The sequence below is a fragment of the Thermotoga sp. 38H-to genome (genome assembly GCF_011057665.1).
Taxonomy (GTDB): Bacteria; Thermotogota; Thermotogae; order Thermotogales; family Thermotogaceae; genus Thermotoga.
This window is the reverse complement of the sequence record NZ_LNFZ01000001.1, coordinates 426,303-451,477: the sequence shown is the minus strand read 5'-3', so window position 1 is coordinate 451,477 and position 25,175 is coordinate 426,303. Positions and strand designations below refer to the sequence as shown.

Sequence of the window (25,175 nt, the reverse complement as noted above, 5' to 3'; positions counted from 1 at the left end):
ATCTGGTACAGTAAAAATATAGCACGAATCGGGGTGAAAAGATGAAGCGCGTGGCGGCAGTGATCGAGTACGATGGAAGCAATTTCTTCGGATACCAGGGTCAACCCGATGTCAGAACGGTTCAGGGAGTCATAGAAGACGCTCTTGAGAGGATATTCAAACAGAGAATCTACACCCAGGCAGCGGGAAGAACGGACGCCGGTGTTCATGCGAACGGTCAGCTCATCGCTTTCAACTGTCCGAACGATCGAATGACCACTGAGGACATAAAAAACGCCATGAACGCGAATCTTCCAGATGATGTTTATGTGAAAGAGGTTTTCGAGGTCTCCAAAAATTTTCATCCCCGTTTCGATGTGAAAAAAAGAATCTATCACTACTTCATCCTGACCTCGAAGCAGAAGAACGTTTTCCTCAGGAAATACGTCTGGTGGTTTCCCTACGAGCTCGATCTCGATGCGATGCGAAAAGCAGCGAAGTACCTGGAGGGTACCCATGACTTCACCTCTTTCAAGACGGGGAGTGATGAAAGAGATCCTGTGCGGACCATATACAGAATCAGAATTTTGAGGTTAAAAAACGATCTTGTTCTTATAAGAGTGGAGGGGAGATCCTTTCTGAGAAGAATGGTTCGAAACATCGTTGCCGCTCTTGTAAAAGTTGGTTTGAAGCAGTGGGAACCTGAGAAGATGAAGGAGGTGCTCGAAGCACGCGACAGGAGCGCGGCGGCTGGTACCGCACCTGCACATGGCTTGTACTTTTACAAAGTGCTGTTTTGATTCTTGCTTTCAATTACAGGATTGAGGAAAACGGAGTGCTTTACTTCCTCGGTGATGCGACGCCAACGTCGTATGAGATGGAGATCATCGAGGAATGGAAACGCCTTCCTGTGGTGACCCTTGTTTACGACGGCCCCTCTGAGTACGAAGGCGCTGTGAGAGATTTTCTTTCCGAAGAAGGAGTACTGACTGGTTCGGGAACACCCCTCATTGTCAAGATTCGAACTAAGGAAAATTACGTTGCCTTTCAGTTGATATTCGAAGAAAAGTCCGTGGATAACTTTGAAAATCTCTCAACAAAAGACACCTTCCCGGAACACTTCAGAAAAGCTATTAGGGAAATCTTTCCAGACTCTCAGCTTCCCGATGAGTTTTTCCTCGTCGTTTACAGAGATGGAAAGTTTGAAAGGAGCCTTCAACCGACTGCGACTTTTGCGGGAAGAAAAGCTCCCGTTGTGATAATTCCTCAGTGGAAAGAGAAACACACTCTGGAAATAGGAAACTATAGAAAGGTGGTTGACGAAGAGTTTTACCAGATTGGTGGGAAGATGATATACGCAGGAAGGGACATTTTCATAGAAGACGTCCCTGGACTCTACAGAAACATCGATATGGTCTTTTTGGACGGAGAAAAAGAATACATCTATCGCGATGGATTTCTTATGATGGAAGAAAAAACTCTAAAGGTCGAAGAGCCTGTTGATGTGGTTGATGGAATAGTGATCACCAGACACAGGATGGGAAGTAAAGAGATCGATGATACAATTCTGTTCAGATGGGACAATTTTGTTTTAACGGCATCGGGTTTCCTCATGGATATAAGAGGAAAATGGTCGTGGAAAGTTTCAAATACACCGGTAGAGTTTTCCTTTCAGGGTGATGTTTTCTACGTACTCGATGTGTGCGGTTTCTTGAGAAGTTACAATCTCAAAACAAGACAGCTTCTCTGGGAGAAAAAATTCGAAGGAGCCTGGGGACTGGACTCTTCTAAGGATCGGGTTTTCCTGGGTGCTGGAGACGAAGTACTCGTTTTGAACGCGCAGGACGGAGAAACGATCGAAAGAATGGAAGCAGATGATTTCGCGGTATGGAAAGGGGAATTGCTCGTTTACAAAGACGGAAGGATAGATGGGGAGGATATGGAAGGGTTCTTCATCAGAAACTTTGGGATGCCTCTCTTTGTTTCGGGAAAGCGAGTTGTGATATTTGGTACGGAAAAAAAGGAGTTCGAAGAAGTTGAGAAAGTACGTCTTTTTGAGTGGGGAACTGTGATAAAGGTGGGAAATGAAGTATGGCTGATAAGAAGAGATTAGACCAGCTTGTTTTAGAAAGGGGACTCGTGGAGAGCAGAGAAAAAGCGAAGACGTTAATCATGGCGGGGAAGGTCCTCGTGAACGGAGAAAAAGTCACAAAGGCCAGTAAACTCGTTCCAGAAGATGCCGATGTCGAACTCCTGGAGGAGCCAAAGTATGTGAGCAGAGGAGGGTACAAACTCGAGTCTGCCTTCGAGAGCTTCAAAATAGACGTTTCAGGGAAAGTCGCGTGCGACATAGGAGCGTCCACGGGGGGATTCACGGATTTTCTTCTCCAGCGTGGAGCGAAGAAAGTGTACGCTGTGGATGTGGGGTACGGCCAGCTTCATTGGAAATTGAGAAACGATCCTCGGGTTGTTGTGATGGAAAAGGTGAACGCTCGTTATTTAAATCCTGATGATCTGGGAGAGAAAGTGGATGTTGTAACCTGCGATGTGTCTTTCATCTCTTTGAAAAAGATCATCCCTGCCATTTCCAGGATACTGAAGAACACCGGTGATGCTGTTTTGCTCGTAAAACCTCAGTTCGAAGCTCCAAGAAGATTCGTAAAAAGGGGTATCGTAAAAGATCCTGATGTCCACCTTGAAGTACTGGGGGAAATACGAAAGAGATTAATCGAAAACGGTTTTATTTTGAAAGGATGCTGTTTTTCAAAAATCAAAGGAACGGAAGGGAACATAGAGTACTTTTTCTGGGTCAAAAAGGAAGGGGAGAACGCTGAGATAGATCTGAAAAATATTGTAGAACAAGCCTGGAGGTTTTTTGGGGAGAGGGAAAGATGAAGAAAACAGTATTTTTTCTGCTTTTAATAGCTTCTCTGTCTTTTTCAGTACCTGTTCTGCAGAACTACGATTACTTTATCCATATAAAGAATACCGGAGAGTTCTACTCGGCTTTGAAAGAACTGCCGCTCTTTGAATTTTTGTTCTCGAAAGGTGTCGGTTACGAAGAAACAGTTGTGAAATGGGTGGAAAGTCGATTGAACGATCCTGAAGAGTTCTTTCAGGGCATTTCAAACGAGATAGTGATCTGCGGAAAGGAAGATATTTCGAACCTCTTCACTCTGGATATCAACGATATTCTCTCCTTACCAGAAAAAATAGATGGATTCATAGCCTTCAAGACAACGGCTCCAGAAAGGTTCATTGAGGATTTTGCAAAGGTGATGGATCGCACCTTCATCAAAAGTGATGATCTCTTTGTTCTGGGAAACAACACACCTCTTTTCTCGAAAATTTCAGGAAACTACGTCTTGATCTCCTCGACAGAGACCGTGTTCGAAAAGATAGGAGAGAGTGAAGACACGACTGATAAACCGTTCTTTGCCCGTATCAAGAAAATGAGCGTGTTTGGGAGAGAAGGTGAAGTCGAAATCGTGGGACAAGTGAAAGAATCTCACCTCACCGTTGAGATCACGCAGAAGGCCAGTCCATTCAGGGTATCAGCCAGAGAAGATATCGGTAAACTGCCGTATCTGGGAGATCTTTTTGCATTCACAAGCGATCCTGAGATCCTTAGGTGGTTTTTCATGAATATGTTCAGAGGAAGCGATGTGGAGAAGTTTTTCAACACGATTTCTTCTGAGGGGAGCTCTATGTTTCTGGTTTCTCTGTACGGAACACCACGGTTCGCTTTCCTGATGGAGAATAAAACGCTGGATGAGGTGACGTCCGATCTCGTCAGCCGTGGTGCGAAATTTGTGGGAGAAGAACTGCAGCTCGATGTGGGAGGTTTGCTTCTTCACTTTTTCAATTACAACGGGAAAATCGTTGTTTCATCCATGAAGAAAGTGGGATTTCTGCAGACTTTGAACAGAAAAAGACTCGAAAATCATCCGAGTTTCGTCTTTCTGGAAAAAGAAGTTCCTAAAAGCGTTTTTCTCGAGGTGTTCGTTGACCTTTACACGCTTTTCGACAAGCTCCTCGGATTTTCTCCAAGATCGAGCCTTCTCCTGATAGGCTATGAGGAGGATGGTCTCATAAAATACAGATTGGAGGTAATGTGAAATGATACTCTTCGATAAGAACAAGCGCATTTTGAAAAAATACGCGAAGATGGTCTCAAAAATAAACCAAATAGAGTCCGATCTACGCTCGAAGAAAAACAGCGAGCTGATAAGACTTTCCATGGTGCTGAAGGAAAAAGTGAATTCCTTTGAGGACGCCGATGAACACCTTTTTGAAGCGTTCGCCCTGGTTAGAGAAGCAGCACGAAGAACGCTCGGAATGAGGCCTTTCGATGTCCAGGTGATGGGTGGTATAGCGCTCCATGAAGGAAAAGTGGCCGAGATGAAGACCGGTGAAGGAAAAACCCTCGCCGCCACCATGCCGATTTATCTGAACGCTCTCATCGGAAAGGGTGTTCATCTGGTCACGGTCAACGACTATCTGGCCAGAAGAGATGCGCTCTGGATGGGACCCGTGTATCTCTTTCTCGGTTTGAGAGTGGGTGTGATAAATTCTCTGGGAAAGTCGTACGAGGTGGTGTGGAAAAACCCTGATCTCGCCAGAAAAGCAATAGAGGAAAACTGGAGTGTCTGGCCTGATGGGTTCAACGGAGAAGTTTTGAAAGAGGAATCTATGAACAAAGAAGCCGTTGAGGCTTTCCAGGTGGAACTCAAAGAGATAACCAGGAAGGAAGCCTATCTGTGTGACGTTACCTACGGCACGAACAACGAATTCGGCTTCGATTACCTGAGGGATAACCTCGTTCTCGATTACAACGATAAGGTGCAGAGAGGCCACTTCTACGCCATTGTGGACGAAGCCGACAGCGTACTCATAGACGAAGCAAGGACCCCACTGATCATCTCCGGTCCCTCCAAAGAGAGTCCTTCTGTGTACAGGAGATTCGCTCAGATCGCTAAGAAGTTTGTTAAAGATAAGGACTTCACGGTAGATGAAAAAGCGAGGACCATCATTCTCACCGAAGAGGGTGTGGCGAAAGCGGAGAAGATCATCGGTGTCGACAATCTCTACGATCCGGGAAACGTGTCTCTTCTCTACCATCTCATAAATGCCTTGAAAGCGCTGCACCTGTTCAAGAAGGATGTCGATTACGTCGTCATGAACGGTGAAGTTATTATCGTTGACGAGTTCACGGGAAGACTGCTGCCTGGCAGACGCTACAGTGGAGGGCTCCACCAGGCTATCGAAGCCAAAGAAGGAGTACCCATAAAGGAAGAATCCATCACCTACGCGACGATTACCTTTCAGAATTACTTCAGAATGTACGAAAAGCTCGCCGGTATGACGGGAACAGCCAAAACAGAGGAAAGCGAATTCGTACAGGTTTACGGTATGGAAGTGGTGGTTATTCCCACTCACAAGCCCATGATAAGAAAGGACCACGATGATCTGGTCTTCAGGACTCAGAAAGAAAAGTACGAAAAGATCGTGGAAGAAATCGAAAAGCGCTATAAAAAAGGTCAGCCAGTTCTTGTCGGAACAACCTCCATCGAAAAGAGCGAACTTCTCAGTTCCATGCTGAAAAAGAAAGGTATCCCCCATCAAGTTTTGAACGCGAAATACCATGAAAAAGAAGCTGAGATCGTCGCCAAAGCCGGGCAAAAAGGCATGGTGACGATCGCCACCAACATGGCTGGGAGAGGAACAGATATAAAACTCGGACCAGGAGTGGCGGAACTTGGAGGACTGTGCATCATAGGAACGGAAAGACACGAGAGCAGAAGAATCGATAATCAGCTGAGAGGACGTGCCGGTAGGCAAGGAGATCCGGGAGAGTCCATCTTCTTCCTCTCTCTCGAAGACGATCTTCTGAGAATCTTCGGTAGTGAACAGATTGGAAAAGTGATGAACATACTCAAAATAGAGGAAGGACAGCCTATACAGCATCCGATGCTTTCAAAGCTCATCGAAAACATTCAGAAGAAGGTTGAGGGTATCAACTTCTCGATAAGAAAAACCTTGATGGAAATGGATGATGTCCTCGACAAACAAAGAAGAGCAGTGTACTCGCTTCGCGATCAGATCCTTCTCGAAAAAGACTACGACGAATATCTGAAGGATATCTTCGAAGATGTTGTCAGCACAAGGGTTGAGGAGTTCTGTTCCGGGAAAAATTGGGATATCGAAAGCCTCAAGAATTCTCTTTCTTTCTTCCCGGCTGGTTTGTTCGACCTGGACGAAAAGCAATTCAGTTCTTCTGAAGAACTTCACGATTACCTGTTCAACAGACTTTGGGAGGAATATCAGAGAAAGAAGCAGGAAATAGGCGAGGATTACAGGAAAGTGATCAGATTCCTGATGCTCAGAATAATAGACGATCACTGGAGAAGATACCTGGAAGAGGTAGAGCACGTTAAGGAAGCCGTTCAGCTGAGGTCTTACGGTCAGAAAGATCCTATCGTTGAATTCAAAAAGGAAACGTACTACATGTTCGATGAAATGATGAGGAGAATAAACGATACGATAGCCAACTACGTCCTCAGAGTTGTTAAAGTCTCGGAAAAGGATGAAAAAGAGGCCAAAGAAGAACTTGGTAAAATAAGACTCGTGCATGAAGAATTCAATCTTGTGAACAGAGCGATGAGAAGAGCCACAGAGAAGAAAAAGAAAAAAGATGGATTACCCAGCTTTGGTAGAATAAGAGTGAAGAGGTGATGGGTATGATCAGTTTCGAAACTAGAACAAGGATAGAGGAACTTGAAAAAAAGTATAAGGACGTACTTTCTGTGGTTAATGAAAACGAGGTTGATAAAGAGATCGAAGAAATAGAAAAAAAGCTCACAGACCCGTCGGTTTGGGACGACCAGAAAAAAGCGCGCGAGTACACCCAGAAACTGAAGAGGTTGAAGAACATCTCTGAAGATTTGAAGAGAGTGAGATCTCTGTTCGAAGATCTGGAAGTTGCCATAGAACTTTCCGACGAGGATCAGGAGATGGCTCAGCACGTGGAAGAAATAGTTCAGGAGCTGGAAGGTGCCGTCAAAAAACTGGAACTTGAGATCATTCTGAACGGAAAATACGATCCGAACAACGCTTATCTGTCGGTCCATCCAGGTGCGGGTGGTACCGAGTCTCAAGACTGGGCGCAGATGCTTCTCAGAATGTACATGAGGTGGGCAGAGAGAAAAGGTTTCGATGTTGAGATTGTGGAGTTCCAACCGGGAGAAGAGGCCGGTATCAAGGATGCCACGATTCTCATAAAAGGTGAATACGCTTACGGTTACTTGAAACACGAATCCGGTGTTCACAGACTGGTCAGGATCTCACCCTTCGACGCGGCCAGAAGAAGACACACTTCTTTCGCTTCTGTGAATGTGATTCCGGAGATAGATGACGATGTGGATATAGAAATCAAGCCAGAAGATTTGAAGATAGAAACCTTCAGAGCTTCTGGACACGGTGGACAGTACGTCAACAAAACCGAATCTGCCGTGAGAATCACGCATCTGCCAACTGGGATTGTGGTCTCCTGTCAAAACGAAAGATCGCAGCACCAGAACAAACAAACCGCGCTGAAGATACTCAAAGCGAAACTCTACCAACTCGAGATGGAAAAGAAGCGAAGGGAAATACAAGAGATTCAGGGAGAACTCAAGGACATTTCCTGGGGAAACCAGATAAGATCTTATATTTTCCACCCGTACACGATGGTTAAAGATCACAGAACCGGAGTGGAAACTGCGAACGTTGACGCCGTTATGGATGGAGACATAGATATGTTCATAGAGGCCGAGCTGGTCTATTTCGCTCGTCGATCAAGTTAAACCGTATTTCTTCATTTTGTAAGACAGGGTCTTGTAGTTCATATTCAGGACTTCACATACTTTTTTTCGATTGCCCTCGTTTTCCTCGAGGGCTTTCTTTATGACCTTCTTTTCCACGAATTCAACCAGAGAGTCAACGAATTCTTTCAGGTTCAAGCCTTTTATCTCATCGATTCCACTGGCGATTTTCATCGCCTGATCGATGGGATTCTCCAGAGTAATTATTTCATAGACCTTCTCGAGAAATTCCTGCGTGTTTCCCGGCCAGTGGTACTCTATCAGGAGCTTTGTCAGATCGTCATCGATTTTCACTGTTTTTCCCTGGAACTGAAGAGACTTTATGACCCCGTCAAGCATGTAGGGTATATCCATCTTTCTTTCTCTCAAAGGCGGTATTTCGACGAAGGGGATGTTGTTTTTCGGTGTGCTGTCCATTCCCAGTATTATCTTTCTACCACCAAGGCCAGCAGGCGAGAAATCTGGAGGCACATCGTCGATGAAAACAGTGTGCGAATTTATGTTCAGCGGAAGATCTTCGTGGTAGATGAGGGAAAGGTAATTTCCACCCGTTACAAAATCCACATACGCGTGTCTGTGAACCCCTTTCTCTGAAACCAGCGCAAAAATTGAAAAAGAATTGTAAAATTTCAAAACTTGGAACAGAATTTCCTTTATCTTGGCTCCCTGAAGTTCTGGGGTGTAGAGTAAAAGGTTGAATCTTGCCTTGATGGTTTCAAGATCCTTTCTGGCAGCCGCGTACTTCAAGGCAAGTTCCAGCTCCCTCAAAGACTGGACAAAAAGGGTGTCTTCCATTTCCAGAATTTTTTCACCGAAAACTACATCCCACTTTTCGGCAAGGATCTTGTCTCTGTAGTCTTCTCCTTCGTACAGATCCCAGATCACATCGTGGGATATCTCTGATATCATATCTTTGAAGGTGTTGACAATATCCTTTCTGATGAGGACCCTCAACACGGTATCAGCCCCGTTGTCCGTTGCTTCCGTTTCAAATCTTACCACACGAAAGGGAGGAAAGAGGAACGGAATGGAGCTCAAAAAACTGGATGAAGGTCTTTTCTGGCCGGATTACAAAAACTCTATCGTCAATTTTTCAAATTCGATTCTCGAGTTGTTCGACGAAAAACCACTACATAGGCCTTTCAGGTTCCCCAAGCGAGTTCTTGAAAACGTGAGAAAAGTGATCGTTATGGTAATAGACGGCCTCAGTTTTGAGATCTTTTCGGACACGATTCATGATGACGATGTTCAGGTTTTTCCCTGTTCGGCTGTTTTCCCAACCACCACCGCTGCTGCTCTTCCCAGTCTCTACTCTGCCCTCACACCGTTAGAACACGGCTTTTTGGGCTACATCCTTTATCTCAGAGAAGTGGGAAGCCTTGTGAACATGATAGAGATGTCTCCTCCGGGCCTTCCCAGAGACAGCGTGCTCAGGTTTCACGATTTCAAGTTCACCACTATCTTTCAGAGACTTCAGAGCAAAGTGAAGAGCTTCTTTCTTATTCCAAGGTATCTTCTGGGAACGGGTTTTTCCAGAATAATGTCCCAGGGATCGGAGCAGATCGGTTTTTCGAGTTTTGGGGATATGATCGAAAGAACTCTTGAAGTGCTTGAAAAACACGACAGAACGCTGGTTTTCATCTACTGGCCAACGTTGGATTCGATAGCGCACAAAAACGGTGTTGGAAGAGAGTACATCAGAGAGCTAAGATGGATTTACAGGATCTTGAAGTCCGAACTTCTCCGCAGGTTGAAGCAGGATACGCTCTTTTTCCTCGTGAGTGACCACGGACAGATTTCGACACCTCAAGACAACGAAATATGGTGGAATTTTTCTTCTGAAGTTATGAGGTTTCTCGACAGACCCCCCGCTGGAGAACAGAGAATGATGTTTCTTTATACGAAAAAAAAGAGAGCTTTGATAGAATATCTTAAGGAGAAATACGGAGATTTTGCCGTTTTTCTCGATCCAAAAGATTTCGTCCATCTTTTTGGAACTGGAAGAAAGCACTCGGAATTTTTCAGCAGAGTGGGAGACGCTGTTCTGATAACAAAAGAGACTTTTTCCTTTAACTACAGATACACAGGAAAGGAAGAGAGCTTGTCTGGAAGGCACGGGAGTCTTTCTTATCAGGAACTGGTGGTGCCGTTGGTAGTCTACAGGAGGTGGTAGGTTCCGTTATTTGAAGAGTCCAACCTGGGGAAAAGTGGATTACAGAACGGTTCGAGAGCTCATAAAAAAGTTCACAGAAGGATACAAATACAGCGTGTTCGTCGGGACGGACAGTGATGTGAAGGACGGGAAAGTGATATACGCCACGGCACTCGTGGTGTATCGTTTTGGGAGCGGTGCCACTTACTTCTACACGGTGTACAGGGACGGAAATGGAAAAGATCTGTATTCGAGGATCTTCAAAGAAGCGGAGATGAGTCTCGAGATGGCAAGATTCGTAGAGGAGATATTGAAGCTGGGAAAACCTGTTGTGCACCTCGACATAGGTTACGAAGGTCTCACAAAAGATCTCGTGTCCAGTGTGATAGGTTACGTGAAGGGGGTTGGGTACCCCTATCAGATAAAACCTGATTCGTTCGCCGCCACGAAAATTGCGCATAAACACACCAAATAGGGAGGTATAGTTGTGAGAATCCTTCTGAGTGTCTCCAGATTCGAAGACGAACTGATCGAAATTCTCGATAGACTCGATGAAACATACGAAATCTTCGCTGATAACGATTGCTTCGAGATTCTCAAAGATAGAATCCCCAGGATAAGACCGTTTGAAAGAGACGACTTCGATCTTCTTTATCTGAACTGGAGAGATTTGCCTTCCGAGAAACGAGAGGAAAAGATACTTTCGACCATCGATGAGAACAGAACTCTCCTTTTCCTAAAGGCGATCAAGAATTATCGTGAAAAGCTTGTAGCGACCTCCTTGGAGGATTTGAAACTCACCTTCTCTGAGATAGAAAGAGCGGGGGACGTTTCCCTTCAAACTAGGAGGTACCTTCTTCTCAAAGGGCTGGCATATTTTTTGAAAGTTCATTCCGAAGTTCTTGAGCACCTGTCTAATCTGTTTTTCATAAAGGATTGGAAAGCAATCGTCCTGGAAAGATTGCAGGAAGGTATCAAAGCGCCTGTCAGTCTCCTGCCAGTGAGTATTCCTCCAGAACTGGTTGAGGATATCGGTCTCGCTTCGCATCTAATAAGGTTCCTGCCCCAGGGAGCGTGCGTTCTGGTTAAAAACGGGAAGATTGTTTACGCTTCATCGACGGGTGATCTTCCAGAAATCGAGGGTGGTGTTTTCGCACTCAAAGGTGTGTTCAGAGGAGAGAAGAAGTTTGACTTCATCGTGGCAGAGGATTTCGAAGGTGATGTGGAGGGTTTGAGGATAAAGGACTTGCTCCATCAAGAAGAGGGCCTCGTTCTTTTGGGAGCGTCTGGATACCTGAGAGAACCCGTTCCAACAAACGACTTCACAGAGGTGCTCTCTATGCATCCAGTTTTTGACAGCTGTGCTGTGACAAAAGAAGGAAAACTCGTCCTTCACGTTGTGGAACTGAACAGAAGCGATGTCATAAATGCCCTTGAGAAAATTGACCTTTCGGGCACGGAGGTGGCGTTCAACTTTCCCATCTCTGATGAAGAGAAAAACAAGCTGAAACAAAAGGGGGTAAGGAAGGTATCCTGGATAGATTCGAGAAGAATCTGGCGAAGGTGCTGAACTATCTTTTTGAGAATAACTGCCTTCTCTGTGGCAAGGAAGTGTCACCACTCAGATCTTTGTGTGAGAACTGCGAAGAGAAGGTCCTTAAAAATGGACCTTCTTTTTATCGTGAAGTTCACAGAAAATACGAGCTTTTTGTGTACTCTGACTACACGGATGAAATTGAACGCATCATAAGGCTTTACAAATATCATGGTGAAGTTTCTCTTTCCGGAACATTGGTGAAGCTTTTTCTGAAACTTTACAGTTATTTTCCCAGAGAAGCCAACCTCATCACATGGGTTCCTTCTTCGCTTGATTCTCTCGAAAACAGAGGCTTCGATCACATGAGGCTTTTAGCGAAGAGGATGAGCAAAGAGTTGGGCATACCGTTTGACGCTGTTCTGGAAAACGTGTCGGAAGGAAGACAGGTGGAAAAGAGCAAAGAAGAGAGGAAAAGAACCGGAAGATTCATCTGTAAGAAGGATCCTCCTCAGAACGTGATACTGATAGACGATGTTTTGACGACGGGAACCAGTGTAAGAGACTGCGTGGAAACCCTTTTCAGGAATGGAGTCAGCAAAGTTTTCGTTTATGTTCTGGCGAAAACTAGACGATGAGGCCTATTATCAAGTCGTTGACGTTCGTTCCCGTAGGTCCTGTTATCAAGAGCGCTCCAGATTTTTTCAGAGCGTTGTACGAATCGTTGTTCTCCAGATACTGGTAGGGGTCTTCTCCCATTGCTTTCAGCGTTTTTGCCGTGCTTCCATCCACGATTCCTCCAGCTGCGTCTGTGGGGCCGTCCGTTCCATCTGTTCCTGCTGAACACAGAATCACTCCTTCTATCCCTTCGAGGGCTATCGCTGCCGAGAGAGCAAGTTCTTGGTTTCTTCCTCCGATGCCGTTTCCTTTCACATGAACGACCGTTTCTCCACCGAAGATCAACGCGGCTGGTTTTTTCAGAGGTCTGTCTTTGAACTTGACCTCCTTCATGATGCTCGCTATGAACCTTCCCGCTTCTCTGGCCTCGCAGTCCAGAGAAGTGGTTATTATCTCCGCGTTGAACCCTTTTTCTTTTGCCAGTTTTTTAGCTTCGTCACACACCTTTTGAACGTTTCCTATCAAATCTATCTCCACGTTCGATAGATGCTTCGGTGTTTCTCGAAGGATCGCTCTTTTCACCGATTCGCTGATTTCTATTCCATACCTTTCCAGAACTTTCAGAGCGTCTTCAGAGGTGGAGTTGTCTGGCCATGCGGGACCGGATGCTATCACGTCCAATCTGTCACCGAGTACATCGGAGAGGACGAGCGCTACGACTTTAGCGGGAAACACCCTCTCCGCGAATCGACCACCTTTCACCTGCGACAGGTGTTTCCTCACGGTGTTTATCTCTTCTATGCTTGCACCACTTTTCAAGAGAGCGCTGGTTAGCTTTTGAATTTCTTCGAGAGACACTCCTTCCGCGGGCAACTCGAAGAGGGAAGAACCTCCTCCGGAAAGAAGAAAGAGGACTGTGTCGTTCTCATTCAGCTGATCAACAAGTTCGAGGACTCTCTCGGTGGCTTTTATGGTGTTTTCATCGGGAACCGGATGGCCTGCCTCGTAGATTTCAAAATCATCTATCAGTCCTTCGCTGTGGCCGTACTTTGTTACAACCACACCTTTTCTTATCTTCTCCCCAAGAACTTCATAAGCAGCTTTTGCCATTCGCCACGCTGCTTTCCCAACGGCAACGAGAATCACTCGATCGAGGTTCAACTTCGGCAGCGTTTCTTTCACTGCTCTGTCGGGAAAAACCGCTTCTATGGATTTTTTGACTATTTCTATCGCTAATTTCTTCAAGGATTCAGGATCAAACAATACGTATCCTCCTCTCTTTTTTGTATCACAGGTTCTCTTTTGAATATCTCCCGGGCTGTGAGGTACGCGTGTGACAGGGCTATTCCCAGGTCTACAGGCCTTTCCGAAGAGATGCAGAGTTCACCGCCGGTGTATTTGATTTTCCACGGCTGTCTGTTCAGGGCAGACGGTGCCAGGATCGTCATCTCGACGATTTTTACGATCTCGGGTGGAAGTTCTTCCAGGTCGTTTTCGAGAAAGGAGGTGATGGGTCTTCTCTTTCTGGTGAAATTTCTGGTCCTGGGGTATCCGAAGACGATGATGTAAGGAACGTCCGGATGGGGTGAGCGAGCCATCCAGCACGTTCCAAAACCCTGTGCTGTGAGAAAAAGGACTATTTGTTCTCCCTGAAAACCGTATTCGACGAGTTCGTCAAAATGTTTTTCAGCTTTTGCGTAAATGTAACTTGGAAATGAGGAAAGATTTATTTTCCAGTCCAGTTTCTTTGTGATAAACTTTACTAAAAGATTTTCAATATCATCTTTTACTCTCTCCGGCATTTTCCTTTCCAAAAAATCCCGCACTGAGTGCCTATTCTCGATCGCTTCAAAGATGTTCACCTCTACCACCTCCGGGGGTGAGCGACGTGAGAAAATCACTGGCTTTTTTGATTGTTTCTGTTCTGCTTTCAATTTCTTTTGGATCTTTCCTGTATCTTGTGCCGCTCTCGGTGGATTTTCCCGAGGAACTCTACGAGAGCACGGGAACCAGGTCGTTCCTTGTGAAATATTTTACTCTTTTCGAAGACGAATTCCAAAAGGGAATCGTTTTTTCTGGATGGATCTTTTCACCGAGCGATCAAGCCACAGCCACCGTGGAAGTGAAGCTCGAGGGTGAAAAAGAGCAGCACAGCTTCTCTGTGGAAGCGAAGCGGAAGGGTTTTTACCTTGTGATCCCTCCACATCTTCTGGTGTTTCCAAAGGATTTGAAGGTTTTCATTGGAAAATACGAAGTGGGGGGGTGAGCCTCGTTGATAGAGATGATCACCCATTTAACAGCTGCTGTGCTTCTTTTCTTCTTCGTCGTTATCGTGAGAAAGTACGCGAGGAATCTGGGAAGTTATTTTCTGGAACTTGGAGTTTCTATCATAACAGGGGGGCTTTTACTTACAGAGATCAACGGAACATTTGGATATAATATCATACTTGTTGGGATAGTGGTTACCTTTTTTGGCGTAACAAAAATCTTCAAGAGATTAAAAGAAATAGCCATAAAAGACTATCTCACAGGACTTTACACGAGGTACTACTTCTTTGAGGAGTGGCTCCCAATGGAAATGGAAAGGCAAAAAAGAAAGAATGGAAAAGGCATCTCCTTTCTCATCATCGATCTGGATGATTTCAAAACCATCAACGATAAGTATTCTCATAGAATGGGCGACAAACTTTTGAAGTACGTTGCAAGTGAGATCATCAAAAACATCAGGAAAACCGATTGTGCGGTTAGATTCGGCGGAGACGAAATTCTTATTGCTTTCCCGGATACCGACAAAAAAACTGTTGAAAACATTGTGAAAAGACTTGAGAAAAAATTAATTTTCAACCCTGTGGGACTCCCGGTAGAATTTTCTTATGGAATAGAGACCTGGAAACCCGGTGAAAATGTGGAAGGAATTGTTCAAAACGCAGATCTTCAGATGTACGCTCTGAAGAACCTGAAAAAGCAAAAGCGCGTTCTGACGGAAGAGCCAGAGGTTGACTAACTCAAAATTTTAAGGTAATATATTCAATGCGGTGGGAGCGTAGCTCAGGGGGAGAGCGCCTGCCTTACAAGCAGGAGGTCGTAGGTTCAAGTCCTGCCGCTCCCACCAGAGATGTTAGGTGGCCAGGTAGCTCAGTTGGTAGAGCACTGGACTGAAAATCCAGGTGTCGGCGGTTCGATTCCGCCCCTGGCCACCAGCTCGTACCGTTGAAACCTGGATTTTCAGCTCGGTCATTTTGACTGACCGGGCTTTTTGTTTTAAAGATCCAGATTTTCTTAAAAACAGGGGTTGAACATACTTCATGCTCATGCTATAATCTTCTTCGGCGCGTCTGAACTGGTCTTTTCAAAGGAAAAGGATTGTGTTATAATATAAAGACGAGGTGGGGCCGTAGCTCAGCTGGGAGAGCGCTACCATGGCACGGTAGAGGTCGTGGGTTCAAGTCCCATCGGCTCCACCAGCGGGGGCCCCCGTAGTTCAACGGATAGAACGGCGGATTCCTAATCCGCAAATGGAGGTTCGACTCCTCCCGGGGGCACCACTCCCGGAAGGAATATGTGGTGGGCCGTTAGCTCAATAGGTAGAGCACCTGATTCTTAATCAGGGGGTTGCAGGTTCGAGTCCTGCACGGCCCACCAGATTTCATTAAAAAAGTAAGTGGAGGCCAGCCCGGCTTCCCACCCTGGGGCAGAAGGCTACCAGGGTAAATATCCCTGAAAGATTCAGCTTCGAGGGGAAGCGGGCTTTTTGTCCGCTATTTTTTATAGTGTAAGGAGGCGATAGATATCGGTGTAAACACGGATCTTCCGAGAAACGAGCAGATAAAAGTTCCAAAAGTCAAAGTGGTGGACGAAAATGGGAAGATGATAGGTGTCATGCCAACCAGAAAAGCTCTGGAACTTGCAAGGGAGAAGGGGCTTGACCTTGTTCTCGTTGCTCCCAACGAGAATCCACCTGTTGCCAAAATTATGGACTACGGAAAGTACAAGTACCAGCTCACAAAGAAACAGAAAGAAAGCAAGAAAAAAACCGTTCAGTTGAAGCAAATGAAGTTCCGTCTGAATATCGATGAGCACGACTATCAAACCAAGGTGAAGCATATAAGGAGATTCCTGGAAGATGGTCACAAAGTCAGGGTGGTTGTGATGTTTATAGGAAGAGAAATGATGTTCGCAGAAAAGGGTAAAGAAATCTTGGAAAGAGTTATCAAAGACACTGAGGATCTGGCTACGGTGGAAAGTCCTCCCAAGATGGAAGGAAGAGACATGTGGATGGTGCTGAAACCCAAAAATTCGTGAAGGAGGTCCTGGATATGCCGAAGGTGAAAACAAACAGGAGTGCCGCAAAGAGATTCAGGATAACAAAGAACGGTAAGATAATGAGAAATCACGCTTACAGAAGTCATAAAACGGGAAAGAAAAGAAGAAATGCCCTCAGGGAACTGAGGAAGAAAGACGTTGTGTCCAGCGCTGACGAATACAGAGTTCTCAGACTTCTTGGGAAAAAGTGAGGAGGGATAAATCATGCGCGTAAAAAGAGCTGTACACGCGAAAAAGAAGAGAAAGAAATATTTGAAGGCTGCCAAGGGATACAGAGGAGCTCTCAGCAGAAGGTACAAGCTCGCCAAGCAGATGTATGTAAGATCGAAATGGTACTCCTATGTTGGAAGAAAACTGAAGAAGAGAGATATGAGAAAACTCTGGATCACAAGAATCAACATCGCTGCGAGAAACGAAGGACTCAAATACAGCGAGCTCATTCACGGTTTGAAGCTTGCCGGTGTTTCCATAAACAGAAAGATGCTCTCTGAACTCGCAGTGAACGATCCTGAAGCTTTCAAAGAATACGTGAAGATAGCGAAAGAAGCTCTCGCATCCTGAGGTGTTGAGAATGGAAAAAACGAAGAAGATAGCTGTGATGAGTGGTAAAGGTGGCGTTGGAAAAACTACTGTAGCGGTGAACCTTGCTGTTGCACTGGCGGCTGAGGGTTACCAGGTTGGTCTTCTCGATCTCGACCTCCACGGACCAAACGTTCAAAGGATGCTCGGTGTTTCTCTGCCACCTTCCGAAGGTGAAAAGATCGTTCCAGCAAAGTATGGAGATTCTTTGAAAGTCTTTTCATTAGCAATGATTCTCCAGGAAGGTGCTCCCGTCATATGGAGAGGTCCCCTCAAACACAAGGCGATCGAACAGCTAACAAGAGACGTGGAATGGGGTGACCTCGACTACCTGATCTGTGACCTTCCACCTGGAACAGGGGACGAAGCGCTTTCCACCTTTCAAATAATAAAACCTGATGCTGTGATAGTCGTTTCCACTCCTCAAAAAGTGGCAGGAGACGATGTGAGAAGAGCAATAAACTTCGTCAAAAGATTGAACGGAAAGATACTTGGACTGGTGGAAAACATGTCTTATTTGATCTGCCCAAACTGTGGTGAGAAGATATACGTTTTTGGAAAGGGAGAGACTGAAAAGCTGGCAGAAGAATTTGGTATTCCTCTTCTTGCCAGAATACCCATGGATATAGAAATTGTTTCTCTTTCAGACGAAGGGAAACCTGCGGTGGTTTATAAGAGGGGAACCACAATAGAAGAAGAATTCAAGAAGATCGCCGAGAAAGTACTTTCTCTGTGACCACAGAGTTCTTGCCGAGAGTTTTTGCCAGGTAGAGGGCCTCATCGGCCCTCTTTATTGTTTCAAGAGGATCTTCGCCGTTTTTGTATTCTGCTACTCCAAAACTCAGAGTGATGTGATAGGTGTTCTCTGGATCCTCTATAACGGTCTTTCTCAGCTTTTCTGCTACAATCTTTGCCTCTTCCAGAGATGTTCCTGGAAGAGCTATAATGAACTCTTCACCCCCGTATCTTCCCACAAGATCGCTCTTTCTCAAAACGGACTTCATCTTTCTTCCCAGCCAGCCGAGAGTTTTGTCACCCGCCACATGTCCAAATTGATCGTTTATCTTTTTGAAGTTATCGGCATCGCACATAATGATGGAAAGGGGAGATTTATACCTCGAAGATTTGTACGCCTCTTCCTCAAGACGTTCCATAAAGTACCATCTGGCCAGAACTCCCGTGAGAGGATCCTTCATACTTTTGTCCCTGTAGAGACGTTCTCTGAGGATAGTGGTGAGAATGTTTCCAAATTGTTCGAGCGTTTCCACTAGCTCCCAGGCTGTCTTTTCGTCACATTCAAGGTTGGTCTCGACACCAACGATCATGTCGTACTTCATATCGAGATGGAAGGACATAACTGTTCTGAAGGGTGAAATTTCGAGGAAGTCTTTCTCCATAGATGGAGTTATTGGAAATGTTGAATATTCTTCCATCATCTTTTTCGTTGTTCTCTCAATTATTCGAATTGAAAAAATTTCGTATGGGATTACTTCTGAAAGCCTTGCCGAAGCAAACTCCATCATATCAGAAAATTCCTTTTCTGTTTCTATGAAACCCAGCAATAGCTGAAACAATGGTTTCTTCGCTTCAATTTGTGTTTTTTCTTCTGCCTCCAGTTTGACCGAAACCTCTCTCAAACCTATCAAGTTGTAGATGAAAATCGCTTTTCTGAGATAACGTTTGGCTTTGAAGTTTTCTCCAAGGGTTCTGTAGAATTTATAAAAGGTCTCATAAACCAGAGCGAGTGTGAGATTCGAGGAATTTTCGATGTTTTCCCTTTCAAGTTCGAGAAGGAATTCTTCGAAGCCTTCTGGGTCCTGTTCTCCCAACTTTTCTGCAAAAACGTAAACGATCTCTTCGTTGAAGAATTTCTGAGGAGTTTCAAGCCTTTCTTTCCAGATTTTCAAGAGTTCTGAATCATCCCTTGCAAGGACCAACCTTTTGAGAAAATCGAATCCGAATCTATCGAACTCGGGCTCATCCTTTTCTAGAAGTCTTTTAGCAAATTCAATGTCCCCAGAAAATAGGTAATTTATGACCAGACCTCTGAGTGCTCTTCTTTCTATTCCGTGTTTTTCTTCCAGTTCAAGTTCTGTTCTGAAAGTTTCTTCCGCTTTCTGAAAGTCTTTCCTGTAAATGTGGTAGAGTCCTTCGAGAAAATATGTGTAAGAAAGAATGGGTATGTCTTCAAAAAGCCTTGCCTGTTTTCTCAATCTTTCAAGTTGGACAAGGAAGTTCGTTATTTTTCCTTCGTAGAGCAAGCTCCATGTCAAATTGCTTTCATCCACGATGGAAAGCGATGGATCTATTTTTCTCGAAATCTCTAAAGAGTGATGAAAATAGTAGTTACTCATCGCTCTCGTTCTTGAAAGAACTCCAAAAGCTCTGTAACCCATCACTTGAAGATCGAGAAAACCCTCCAAGGCGGCAATGTTCATCATTTCTTTCAGTGCTTCCCGATCTTCAGTTGAAGAAAAGAGATCGTAGAGAAGATGAGCCTTCAGATAAAGCCTTTCTCTTGTGGAGAAGTTTTTCTCTTTGAGCTCTCTTTTGATGGTGTTGAGAATTTCCTGAGGGGCTTTCTTTCCCGCTCTTATGTGAAAACGGGAAAGAACGACGAGATTGTATAGATCATAATAAGACAGCGAGCCTTTTTGCAAGATTGAGTTGATATCTGCTTCTCCGAGAGTTTTGAACCTTCGAAAGTGGAAGTTCTCCTTTTCTGTACCCAGAGGATCTATCCTGAAAACGAGCTTCATCTTCAAGCTTTCTATGGAATAATAGGGCTTTTCGAAAAACTCTTCCAGTCTTCTCAGGTATTCAATGAGCGATCTGGTCTTTTCATAATCCCAGAAGTGCTTTCTCACGTATCTCAGCACGTAGAAAAACTTTAATTTTGGGTCTTCCAGAGATAGAGCGTGTTTTATTGCGAGGTCGTCCGGGAGATTTTCGAACAGTTTTTCGTGGAGATTTTTCTTTTTGTTCTCTGAAAGCTTGTTGTAGTAGTATTTCCAGAATTCTCTAAGTGCGAATCTGTAGAGTCCTTCTTCTGTCGTTATCACACCAGAATCATATGCGGACATCAAAGTGTCATGGTAGTCTTTTCCGGTTATCTTTTCAAGAACCCTCAATTCGCTTCCGGTGAACTTCTGTCCCAGAACGCTCAGTTCTCTGATTTCTGCGGAATCCAGCTCTCGAAGAAGAGGTTTTAAGATTCCAACGATGTTTTCTCTGAGATTGGATTTGTTGAAGAATTTCAACAATTCTACCATGTATCCCGGTAATCCCTTGCTGAGACTGTGAATCAACTTAACTTGATCCTCGCTGATTTTTCCAATCGCTCTCTCAAGAAAGATACGAGTTTCCTCAACTGTGAAAGGAGAGAGCCTGTACACCTTGTGGAAGAATTGAAAAGCCTTTGTAGAAGTTGTTAGAACGATTATTTTGGTGATAGTGGAGAGTCCGGAAAACTCCTCGAGAAACGATAACAAGTCTGAACCTTCAAACAAGTCGTCGATCAAGATCACCTTTTTTTGACCGTCGTCGAGTTTGGTGAGAAGATCGAGTTCGTCTGAAGCGTCGTACCATACGCGGAGATCTTCGAGAGAGGTGATCTGATGGATCATATATCCTCGCTCTCTCAATTTATCGACGAGAACAAACGCGAGTTTCGTCTTTCCCACTCTCTGTTCACCTGTGATCAGGATGAAGAGAGGAAATTTTTGAACAGCTTCTATGTCTCTTTTTATCAGTTCTTCTTCTTTCCTGTGAATGTAAGGAATCCTGAGCTCTTTTGATTCGAACGAAAACTCTCTGTCCTCCAGATGAGGTTCTATTCCGTGGATTTTCAAAAAACGTTTGCACACTTCTTCGGTTGCTTGGGGGGATTTCTCTGGGAAAAAAACAACGCTCTTCACATCCTTGGGAACACTCGAGATGAGTGCGGGGATCAAAAAGACGCCGTCGTTCACCAGTACGTCATCCATCCCGAGAGCAGGGATAGTGACACCTGCTCTCGCGAAAAAGCGAAATAGCCTGAGAAGCTGCTTCGCGACCTGTTCACTTAGATTTTCGAGAGGGGCGAGGTTGTGGTAGTAGGGATAGAACAGCAGGAACTTTCCATCAGAGATTTTCAACTTTTCAGGCAGTAGAACGTTTGGCAACTTGAGGCGTTTCAATTTCGCGTATTCGTTGAAGAAGAAAGATCTATCCATGGGAACTCTTACGATTTTCAAAACTTGATCTTCACCGTCATCTTCTATGAGAAATTCATCCCCCCAGTACGTCTCCCTCAGAAATTTTTTCACTCTCACTTTCCACACCTTCTTTGAACTTCTTCAAGAGATGATCTATAACCCTGGGAATCACTTCTTCTATTTTCTTCCCTTCAAAAGTCACACCCGCCGCTCGAGGGTGCCCTCCTCCTCCAAGCTCAAAGGCAACCTCGTTGACGTTGAACCAGTCTTTTGATCTCATGCTGACATGTATTTTACCACGTGGAAACTCCATGAAGAGCACAGCCACTTCCACACCTCTTATAGAACGAAGCTCACCGACAAATCCCGCGCTGTCTTCATCGGTGCAGTTGTGTCTGAGATAGGTGTCGTAATCGATGTAGGAGTAAGCGATCTTTCCATTTTCGAGTAGCTGGAGCCTTTCGAGGACCTCAGCGAACAGTTTGAACTGTTCAAATCTTTTGTTCTCCAGGATCTCTTTGGCAACGAGATGGGCATCTGCTCCCATCTTCACCAGTTTGTAAGCGTCTTCGAACACTCTGACATCTGCATTGGAGTGCCTGAAAAACCCCGTATCGGTTGCGATCCCAAGGTAGTTCAGAGTGGCAAGCTTCGAATCGTACTCTACACCAAGTGCCTTGTTGATCCTGAATATCATCTGAGCGGTGGCTGCGAAGGACGGATCCACCCAATTCCAGTTTCCGAAATTCGCGTTCGTTGAGTGGTGATCGATCACAACAGTAGGGACCTTATTCAGAAGATCCTGAAACTTTCCAATCCTGTCGGGAGAAGAAGCATCAACCACCACAAGAAGCTCCGGATCAAAATTCGGAGTTTCTTCTATTTTGTCTATGTGAGGGAATTTCTCGAATACGTAAGGAATTTTGTAGTCTACAGCGGCCTTCACTTCTTTTCCTAATTTTTCCAGTCCAAGTGTGAGACTCAGAACGGAACTCACACAATCACCATCTGGCATTATGTGGCCTACAACGAGTATTCTATCTTGTTGAGAGAGCACTTTGACGATCTCGTCCACTTAGAACACCTCCACTGCGGTGGTGAGAGCTTTCTCTATTTTACTCTGCGCCATTTTTGTTGTCCTCACCACTTCTTCGTGTGACAGCTTTCCGTGGGTGATACCGGCTGCCATGTTTGTCACACAGGAAAATACAACTACCTTGAGTCCACAATGTTTTGCAGCGATCACTTCTGGAACGGTTGACATTCCAACAAGATCGGCTCCGAGCTTCTCAAAGGCTCGTATTTCAGCTGGCGTTTCGTAACTCGGCCCAAGAACACCGATGTAAACCCCTTCCTTCAGGCTGAGTCTTTTCTGGACTTTCCTCGCCCATTCAGGATCAACAACCGAGGACATATCGGGAAACCTTGGACCTATCCTTTCGTCGTTTTTGCCTCTGAGAGGGTTTCTGAACATGAAGTTTATTATGTCTCTCACCAGAATGATTTCTCCAGGCTTGAACTCCGGGTTTATCGCACCAGCAGCGTTGGTTACAACAACACCCCTCACTCCCACGTACTTTGCCACATACACGGGAAAAGCCACCGTCGCTGGATCGTGGCCCTCATAAAGGTGAAACCTTCCTGCCATGATCATAACCGGTCTATCGCTTATTCTTCCAAAAACAAGTTTCCCGCTGTGACCTTCCACGGTAGGTTGTGGGAAGTGAGGAATATCTTTATAATCTATAATAACAGGGTCTTCCACTTTTTCTATGAAAGACCCAAAACCGGATCCCAGGATGATCAAAATGTTCGGTGAAAGGCTCGTTCTTTCATCTATAAACATCCTTGCTTCTTCGATCTTTTTCATCATAACTTTCGATCACCTCCACGTAACTATTCTACTATAAAGCGAGGTGTTTATGGTGTATCCCAGGCTTCTAATAAATCTAAGAGAGATAGAAGAAAACGCAAGAAAAGTAGTTGAAATGGCTTCCAGAAGAGGTATAGAAATAGTCGGTGTTACCAAGGTGACTCTTGGTGATCCCCGTTTTGCAGAAACACTCAAAAAAACAGGTATCAGAATACTGGGTGAGTCCAGGATAAAGAACGTCCTCAGAATGAAAAAAGCAGGAATCGAGGGGCCGTTCATGCTCTTGAGACTTCCCATGATGAGTGAACTCGTTGAAGATGTGAAGCACTTCGATTACATCATGGTCTCCAATCCTGATGTGGCAAAGAAAGTAGACGCGCTTTCCAGAGAGATGAAAAGAAACGTGAAGATCATATACATGATAGATGTGGGAGATCTCAGAGAAGGTGTTTGGTTTGAGAAAGCCGTTGAAGAAATAGCTCAATGCAAAGGAGCCAATGTTGTGGGAATTGGCACCAATTTTGGATGCTACGGTGGTATCATACCTACAAGAGAAAAGTTTGAAATCCTGCTCGATATAAAGGAAAAGCTGGAAAAAAATTACGGATTCAACATAGAGATAGTCTCCGGTGGAAACACTCCGGCGCTCTACGCATTGGAGAATGGAGAGATTCCTGAAGGAATAAACCAGCTCAGGATAGGAGAAGCCATTGTTCTGGGAAGGGACATAACGAACAATCGAATCATAGACTGGCTTTCTCAGGACACTTTCCTGATCGAGGCTGAGGTGATAGAGATGAAGGAGAAACCTTCCGTTCCTCTTGGAAAGAGGGGCCTCGATGTCTTTGGAAGGAAGATTGAGTTCGTGGACAGGGGTATAAGGAAGAGAGCGATCTGCGCTCTTGGAGAGCAGGATATAGACAGTAGAGGTCTCATTCCCGTGGACAAAGGAGTTGAGGTACTGCATGCTTCAAGCGATCATATCGTCCTCGATGTTACAGATTTTGGAGATGTGAGAGTGGGTGACGTGTTCAGGTTCAGAATGACTTACTCCTGTCTTCTGAAGGCGATGACTTCTCCATTCGTGGAAAAGGTGTATGAACCCTCAATCTGAGGGGAAAGTCTTAATGCGAGGAGGAAGCAGTTTTGAACGAAAAAAAACTCGTCGAAGCCCTCAAAAGAAAAGAAGGCTGGGCATACGAGGTTCTATACAGAGAATTCGCTCCAAAAATAGGGAGTATAGCGAAGAGTTATTTAAACACCGACGATGTGGATGATGTCGTTCAGGATGTGTTTCTGAGGATTTTCAAAGGAATAAAGAAGTTCAGGGGTGATTCAAAACTCTCCACGTGGATCTACAGGATAGCTGTGAACGTCTGCAAGGACTACCTTCAAAAGTACAAGAAGAGAAACGAGTTTTTGACGGATTTTCAAGAGAAAGACAACGAGGAGGAAATCTACATCCAGCCGGAAGCGAAAGAGGATGTGTTCGATGAAGTGCTTCGCTCGATCACCGCTGAGAGAGTTCAAAAGGCCCTGGAAAAGCTTTCACCGGAGGATAGGTTGCTCATAAAGCTTAGAGATATAGACGGGCTGAGCTATGAAGAAATAGCGTCTGTTCTGCAAAAACCCGTTGGAACTGTGAAAAGCCGTCTTCACTACGCAAGAAAGAGGCTGGGAAACTTGTTGAAAGAGGGTGAAACTGTTGAAAGATGACAGATTGAACAGGATTCTTGATGGTGAAGAGCCAATCGAGGGGCTTCCTGAAGAACTCCTCAGAGATTACCGAATCTACAGGGAAGCTATCACTCTCTTCAGAATACGATGCGAGTACGTTCCGAGTGAACGCCTGATGAGGAAGATTCTGAAAAAAAGGCGAAGGAAACTTGTTTTTTCAACAGTTTTCGCTGGTATCGCAGTTTCCCTGCTGCTTCTTTCTGTAGTCCTCGACATCTTCCCTGTTTCTCCGTCTCGAAAAGTTGTTCAAAAACAAAGTCCAGTTGTTAAAGAGTTAATAGATTACATAAAAACGGTAGAAGTAGTGAGTGATGGATGGTGA

Annotated in this window: 25 protein-coding genes and 5 tRNA genes; 24 read left to right on the top strand and 6 right to left on the bottom strand. The window is 44.9% G+C overall.

Features of this window, described 5'->3' with window-relative positions; translation table 11 throughout:
• Window positions 1–41 precede the first annotated feature (41 nt).
• The 6 genes from truA to prfB are packed head-to-tail and all read left to right on the top strand — an operon-like array spanning window position 42 to window position 7,823.
• Window positions 42–779, top strand: coding sequence for a tRNA pseudouridine(38-40) synthase TruA (truA, locus tag AS158_RS02410; RefSeq protein ID WP_008194815.1), 738 nt, complete (start codon window positions 42–44; stop codon window positions 777–779).
• 35 nt (window positions 780–814) lie between these two features.
• Window positions 815–2,092, top strand: a complete 1,278-nt coding sequence (locus tag AS158_RS02405; protein WP_241241233.1) for a PQQ-binding-like beta-propeller repeat protein — start codon at window positions 815–817, stop codon at window positions 2,090–2,092.
• Window positions 2,071–2,874 (top strand): TlyA family RNA methyltransferase, encoded by an 804-nt coding sequence (locus AS158_RS02400; protein ID WP_165304421.1) that lies wholly within the window; start codon window positions 2,071–2,073, stop codon window positions 2,872–2,874. The genes AS158_RS02405 and AS158_RS02400 overlap by 22 nt, the downstream gene beginning before the upstream one ends.
• The gene (locus tag AS158_RS02395) at window positions 2,871–4,097 is read left to right on the top strand and encodes a hypothetical protein (RefSeq protein WP_165304420.1); all 1,227 of its coding nucleotides are present in this window, start codon (window positions 2,871–2,873) and stop codon (window positions 4,095–4,097) included. Before AS158_RS02400 ends, AS158_RS02395 begins: the two co-directional genes overlap by 4 nt.
• Window position 4,098: 1 nt before the next feature.
• The gene (gene secA, locus AS158_RS02390) at window positions 4,099–6,714 is read left to right on the top strand and encodes a preprotein translocase subunit SecA (protein WP_165304419.1); all 2,616 of its coding nucleotides are present in this window, start codon (window positions 4,099–4,101) and stop codon (window positions 6,712–6,714) included.
• A 5-nt stretch (window positions 6,715–6,719) separates the two neighbouring features.
• Window positions 6,720–7,823 (top strand): peptide chain release factor 2, encoded by a 1,104-nt coding sequence (prfB, locus tag AS158_RS02385; protein ID WP_165304418.1) that lies wholly within the window; start codon window positions 6,720–6,722, stop codon window positions 7,821–7,823.
• Here the strand turns inward: prfB and AS158_RS02380 are convergent.
• A complete protein-coding gene (locus tag AS158_RS02380) occupies window positions 7,815–8,750 on the bottom strand; it encodes a sigma-54-dependent transcriptional regulator (RefSeq protein WP_346774447.1) in 936 nt (311 codons plus the stop codon). The genes prfB and AS158_RS02380 overlap by 9 nt on opposite strands.
• Window positions 8,751–8,868: 118 nt before the next feature.
• Between AS158_RS02380 and AS158_RS02375 the strand changes: the two genes are divergently transcribed.
• Genes AS158_RS02375 through AS158_RS02360 form a run of 4 tightly spaced genes read left to right on the top strand, consistent with a single transcriptional unit; the run spans window position 8,869 to window position 12,165 of the window.
• Window positions 8,869–10,014 carry an alkaline phosphatase family protein gene (locus AS158_RS02375; protein ID WP_165304416.1) on the top strand — a complete coding sequence of 382 codons (1,146 nt, stop codon included), beginning with the start codon at window positions 8,869–8,871 and terminating at the stop codon, window positions 10,012–10,014.
• Window positions 10,015–10,024: 10 nt separating this feature from the next.
• Entirely contained in the window at window positions 10,025–10,468 is a 444-nt protein-coding gene (locus AS158_RS02370; protein WP_004082010.1) for a ribonuclease H-like YkuK family protein, read from the top strand.
• Window positions 10,469–10,480: 12 nt separating this feature from the next.
• A complete protein-coding gene (locus AS158_RS02365) occupies window positions 10,481–11,563 on the top strand; it encodes a hypothetical protein (RefSeq protein WP_165304415.1) in 1,083 nt (360 codons plus the stop codon).
• Between the two features lie 41 nt (window positions 11,564–11,604).
• Window positions 11,605–12,165, top strand: a complete 561-nt coding sequence (locus AS158_RS02360; protein WP_241241232.1) for a ComF family protein — start codon at window positions 11,605–11,607, stop codon at window positions 12,163–12,165.
• On the opposite strand, the gene AS158_RS02355 is transcribed toward AS158_RS02360, so the two are convergent.
• A complete protein-coding gene (locus AS158_RS02355) occupies window positions 12,155–13,408 on the bottom strand; it encodes a glycerate kinase (protein WP_011943725.1) in 1,254 nt (417 codons plus the stop codon). The genes AS158_RS02360 and AS158_RS02355 overlap by 11 nt on opposite strands.
• A complete protein-coding gene (locus AS158_RS02350; protein ID WP_011943724.1) occupies window positions 13,387–14,007 on the bottom strand; it encodes a nitroreductase family protein in 621 nt (206 codons plus the stop codon). The genes AS158_RS02355 and AS158_RS02350 overlap by 22 nt, the downstream gene beginning before the upstream one ends.
• Before the next feature lie 26 nt (window positions 14,008–14,033).
• On the opposite strand from AS158_RS02350, the gene AS158_RS02345 reads away from it, so the two are divergent.
• From AS158_RS02345 to AS158_RS02295, 11 genes are all read left to right on the top strand, one after another.
• Complete coding sequence (locus AS158_RS02345) at window positions 14,034–14,411, top strand: hypothetical protein (RefSeq protein WP_048810916.1); 378 nt, start codon at window positions 14,034–14,036, stop codon at window positions 14,409–14,411.
• A gap of 15 nt (window positions 14,412–14,426) precedes the next feature.
• Window positions 14,427–15,149, top strand: coding sequence for a GGDEF domain-containing protein (locus AS158_RS02340; protein ID WP_012311024.1), 723 nt, complete (start codon window positions 14,427–14,429; stop codon window positions 15,147–15,149).
• A gap of 33 nt (window positions 15,150–15,182) precedes the next feature.
• Window positions 15,183–15,257: transfer RNA gene (locus tag AS158_RS02335), tRNA-Val, on the top strand.
• Between the two features lie 12 nt (window positions 15,258–15,269).
• Window positions 15,270–15,345 (top strand) — tRNA-Phe (locus AS158_RS02330).
• 188 nt (window positions 15,346–15,533) lie between these two features.
• A tRNA-Ala gene (locus tag AS158_RS02325) sits at window positions 15,534–15,609 on the top strand.
• Window positions 15,610–15,615: 6 nt separating this feature from the next.
• Window positions 15,616–15,690: transfer RNA gene (locus AS158_RS02320), tRNA-Arg, on the top strand.
• Window positions 15,691–15,711: 21 nt separating this feature from the next.
• A tRNA-Lys gene (locus AS158_RS02315) sits at window positions 15,712–15,787 on the top strand.
• Between the two features lie 147 nt (window positions 15,788–15,934).
• Window positions 15,935–16,447: a translation initiation factor IF-3 gene (gene infC, locus AS158_RS02310; RefSeq protein ID WP_081953061.1), complete on the top strand. Its 513-nt coding sequence runs from the start codon at window positions 15,935–15,937 to the stop codon at window positions 16,445–16,447.
• Window positions 16,448–16,461: 14 nt separating this feature from the next.
• Window positions 16,462–16,659 carry a 50S ribosomal protein L35 gene (rpmI, locus tag AS158_RS02305; RefSeq protein ID WP_038034634.1) on the top strand — a complete coding sequence of 66 codons (198 nt, stop codon included), beginning with the start codon at window positions 16,462–16,464 and terminating at the stop codon, window positions 16,657–16,659.
• Window positions 16,660–16,672: 13 nt separating this feature from the next.
• Complete coding sequence (rplT, locus tag AS158_RS02300; RefSeq protein WP_038052677.1) at window positions 16,673–17,029, top strand: 50S ribosomal protein L20; 357 nt, start codon at window positions 16,673–16,675, stop codon at window positions 17,027–17,029.
• 10 nt (window positions 17,030–17,039) lie between these two features.
• Entirely contained in the window at window positions 17,040–17,783 is a 744-nt protein-coding gene (locus tag AS158_RS02295; protein WP_165304414.1) for an Mrp/NBP35 family ATP-binding protein, read from the top strand.
• Here AS158_RS02295 and AS158_RS02290 read toward each other — a convergent pair.
• The 3 genes from AS158_RS02290 to AS158_RS02280 are packed head-to-tail and all read right to left on the bottom strand — an operon-like array spanning window position 17,749 to window position 23,116.
• Window positions 17,749–21,360, bottom strand: a complete 3,612-nt coding sequence (locus tag AS158_RS02290) for a diguanylate cyclase (protein ID WP_165304413.1) — start codon at window positions 21,358–21,360, stop codon at window positions 17,749–17,751. The genes AS158_RS02295 and AS158_RS02290 overlap by 35 nt on opposite strands.
• Window positions 21,317–22,318: a bifunctional oligoribonuclease/PAP phosphatase NrnA gene (locus AS158_RS02285; protein ID WP_165304412.1), complete on the bottom strand. Its 1,002-nt coding sequence runs from the start codon at window positions 22,316–22,318 to the stop codon at window positions 21,317–21,319. The genes AS158_RS02290 and AS158_RS02285 overlap by 44 nt, the downstream gene beginning before the upstream one ends.
• The gene (locus AS158_RS02280; RefSeq protein WP_165304411.1) at window positions 22,319–23,116 is read right to left on the bottom strand and encodes a purine nucleoside phosphorylase I, inosine and guanosine-specific; all 798 of its coding nucleotides are present in this window, start codon (window positions 23,114–23,116) and stop codon (window positions 22,319–22,321) included. It lies immediately after the preceding gene.
• A gap of 49 nt (window positions 23,117–23,165) precedes the next feature.
• Between AS158_RS02280 and AS158_RS02275 the strand changes: the two genes are divergently transcribed.
• Genes AS158_RS02275 through AS158_RS02265 form a run of 3 tightly spaced genes read left to right on the top strand, consistent with a single transcriptional unit; the run spans window position 23,166 to window position 25,175 of the window.
• Window positions 23,166–24,230 (top strand): lysine racemase, encoded by a 1,065-nt coding sequence (locus tag AS158_RS02275; RefSeq protein ID WP_165304410.1) that lies wholly within the window; start codon window positions 23,166–23,168, stop codon window positions 24,228–24,230.
• 32 nt (window positions 24,231–24,262) lie between these two features.
• On the top strand, window positions 24,263–24,832 hold the full coding sequence (locus AS158_RS02270) for a sigma-70 family RNA polymerase sigma factor (RefSeq protein ID WP_165304409.1): 570 nt from the start codon (window positions 24,263–24,265) through the stop codon (window positions 24,830–24,832).
• A complete protein-coding gene (locus AS158_RS02265; protein WP_241241230.1) occupies window positions 24,813–25,175 on the top strand; it encodes a hypothetical protein in 363 nt (120 codons plus the stop codon). Before AS158_RS02270 ends, AS158_RS02265 begins: the two co-directional genes overlap by 20 nt.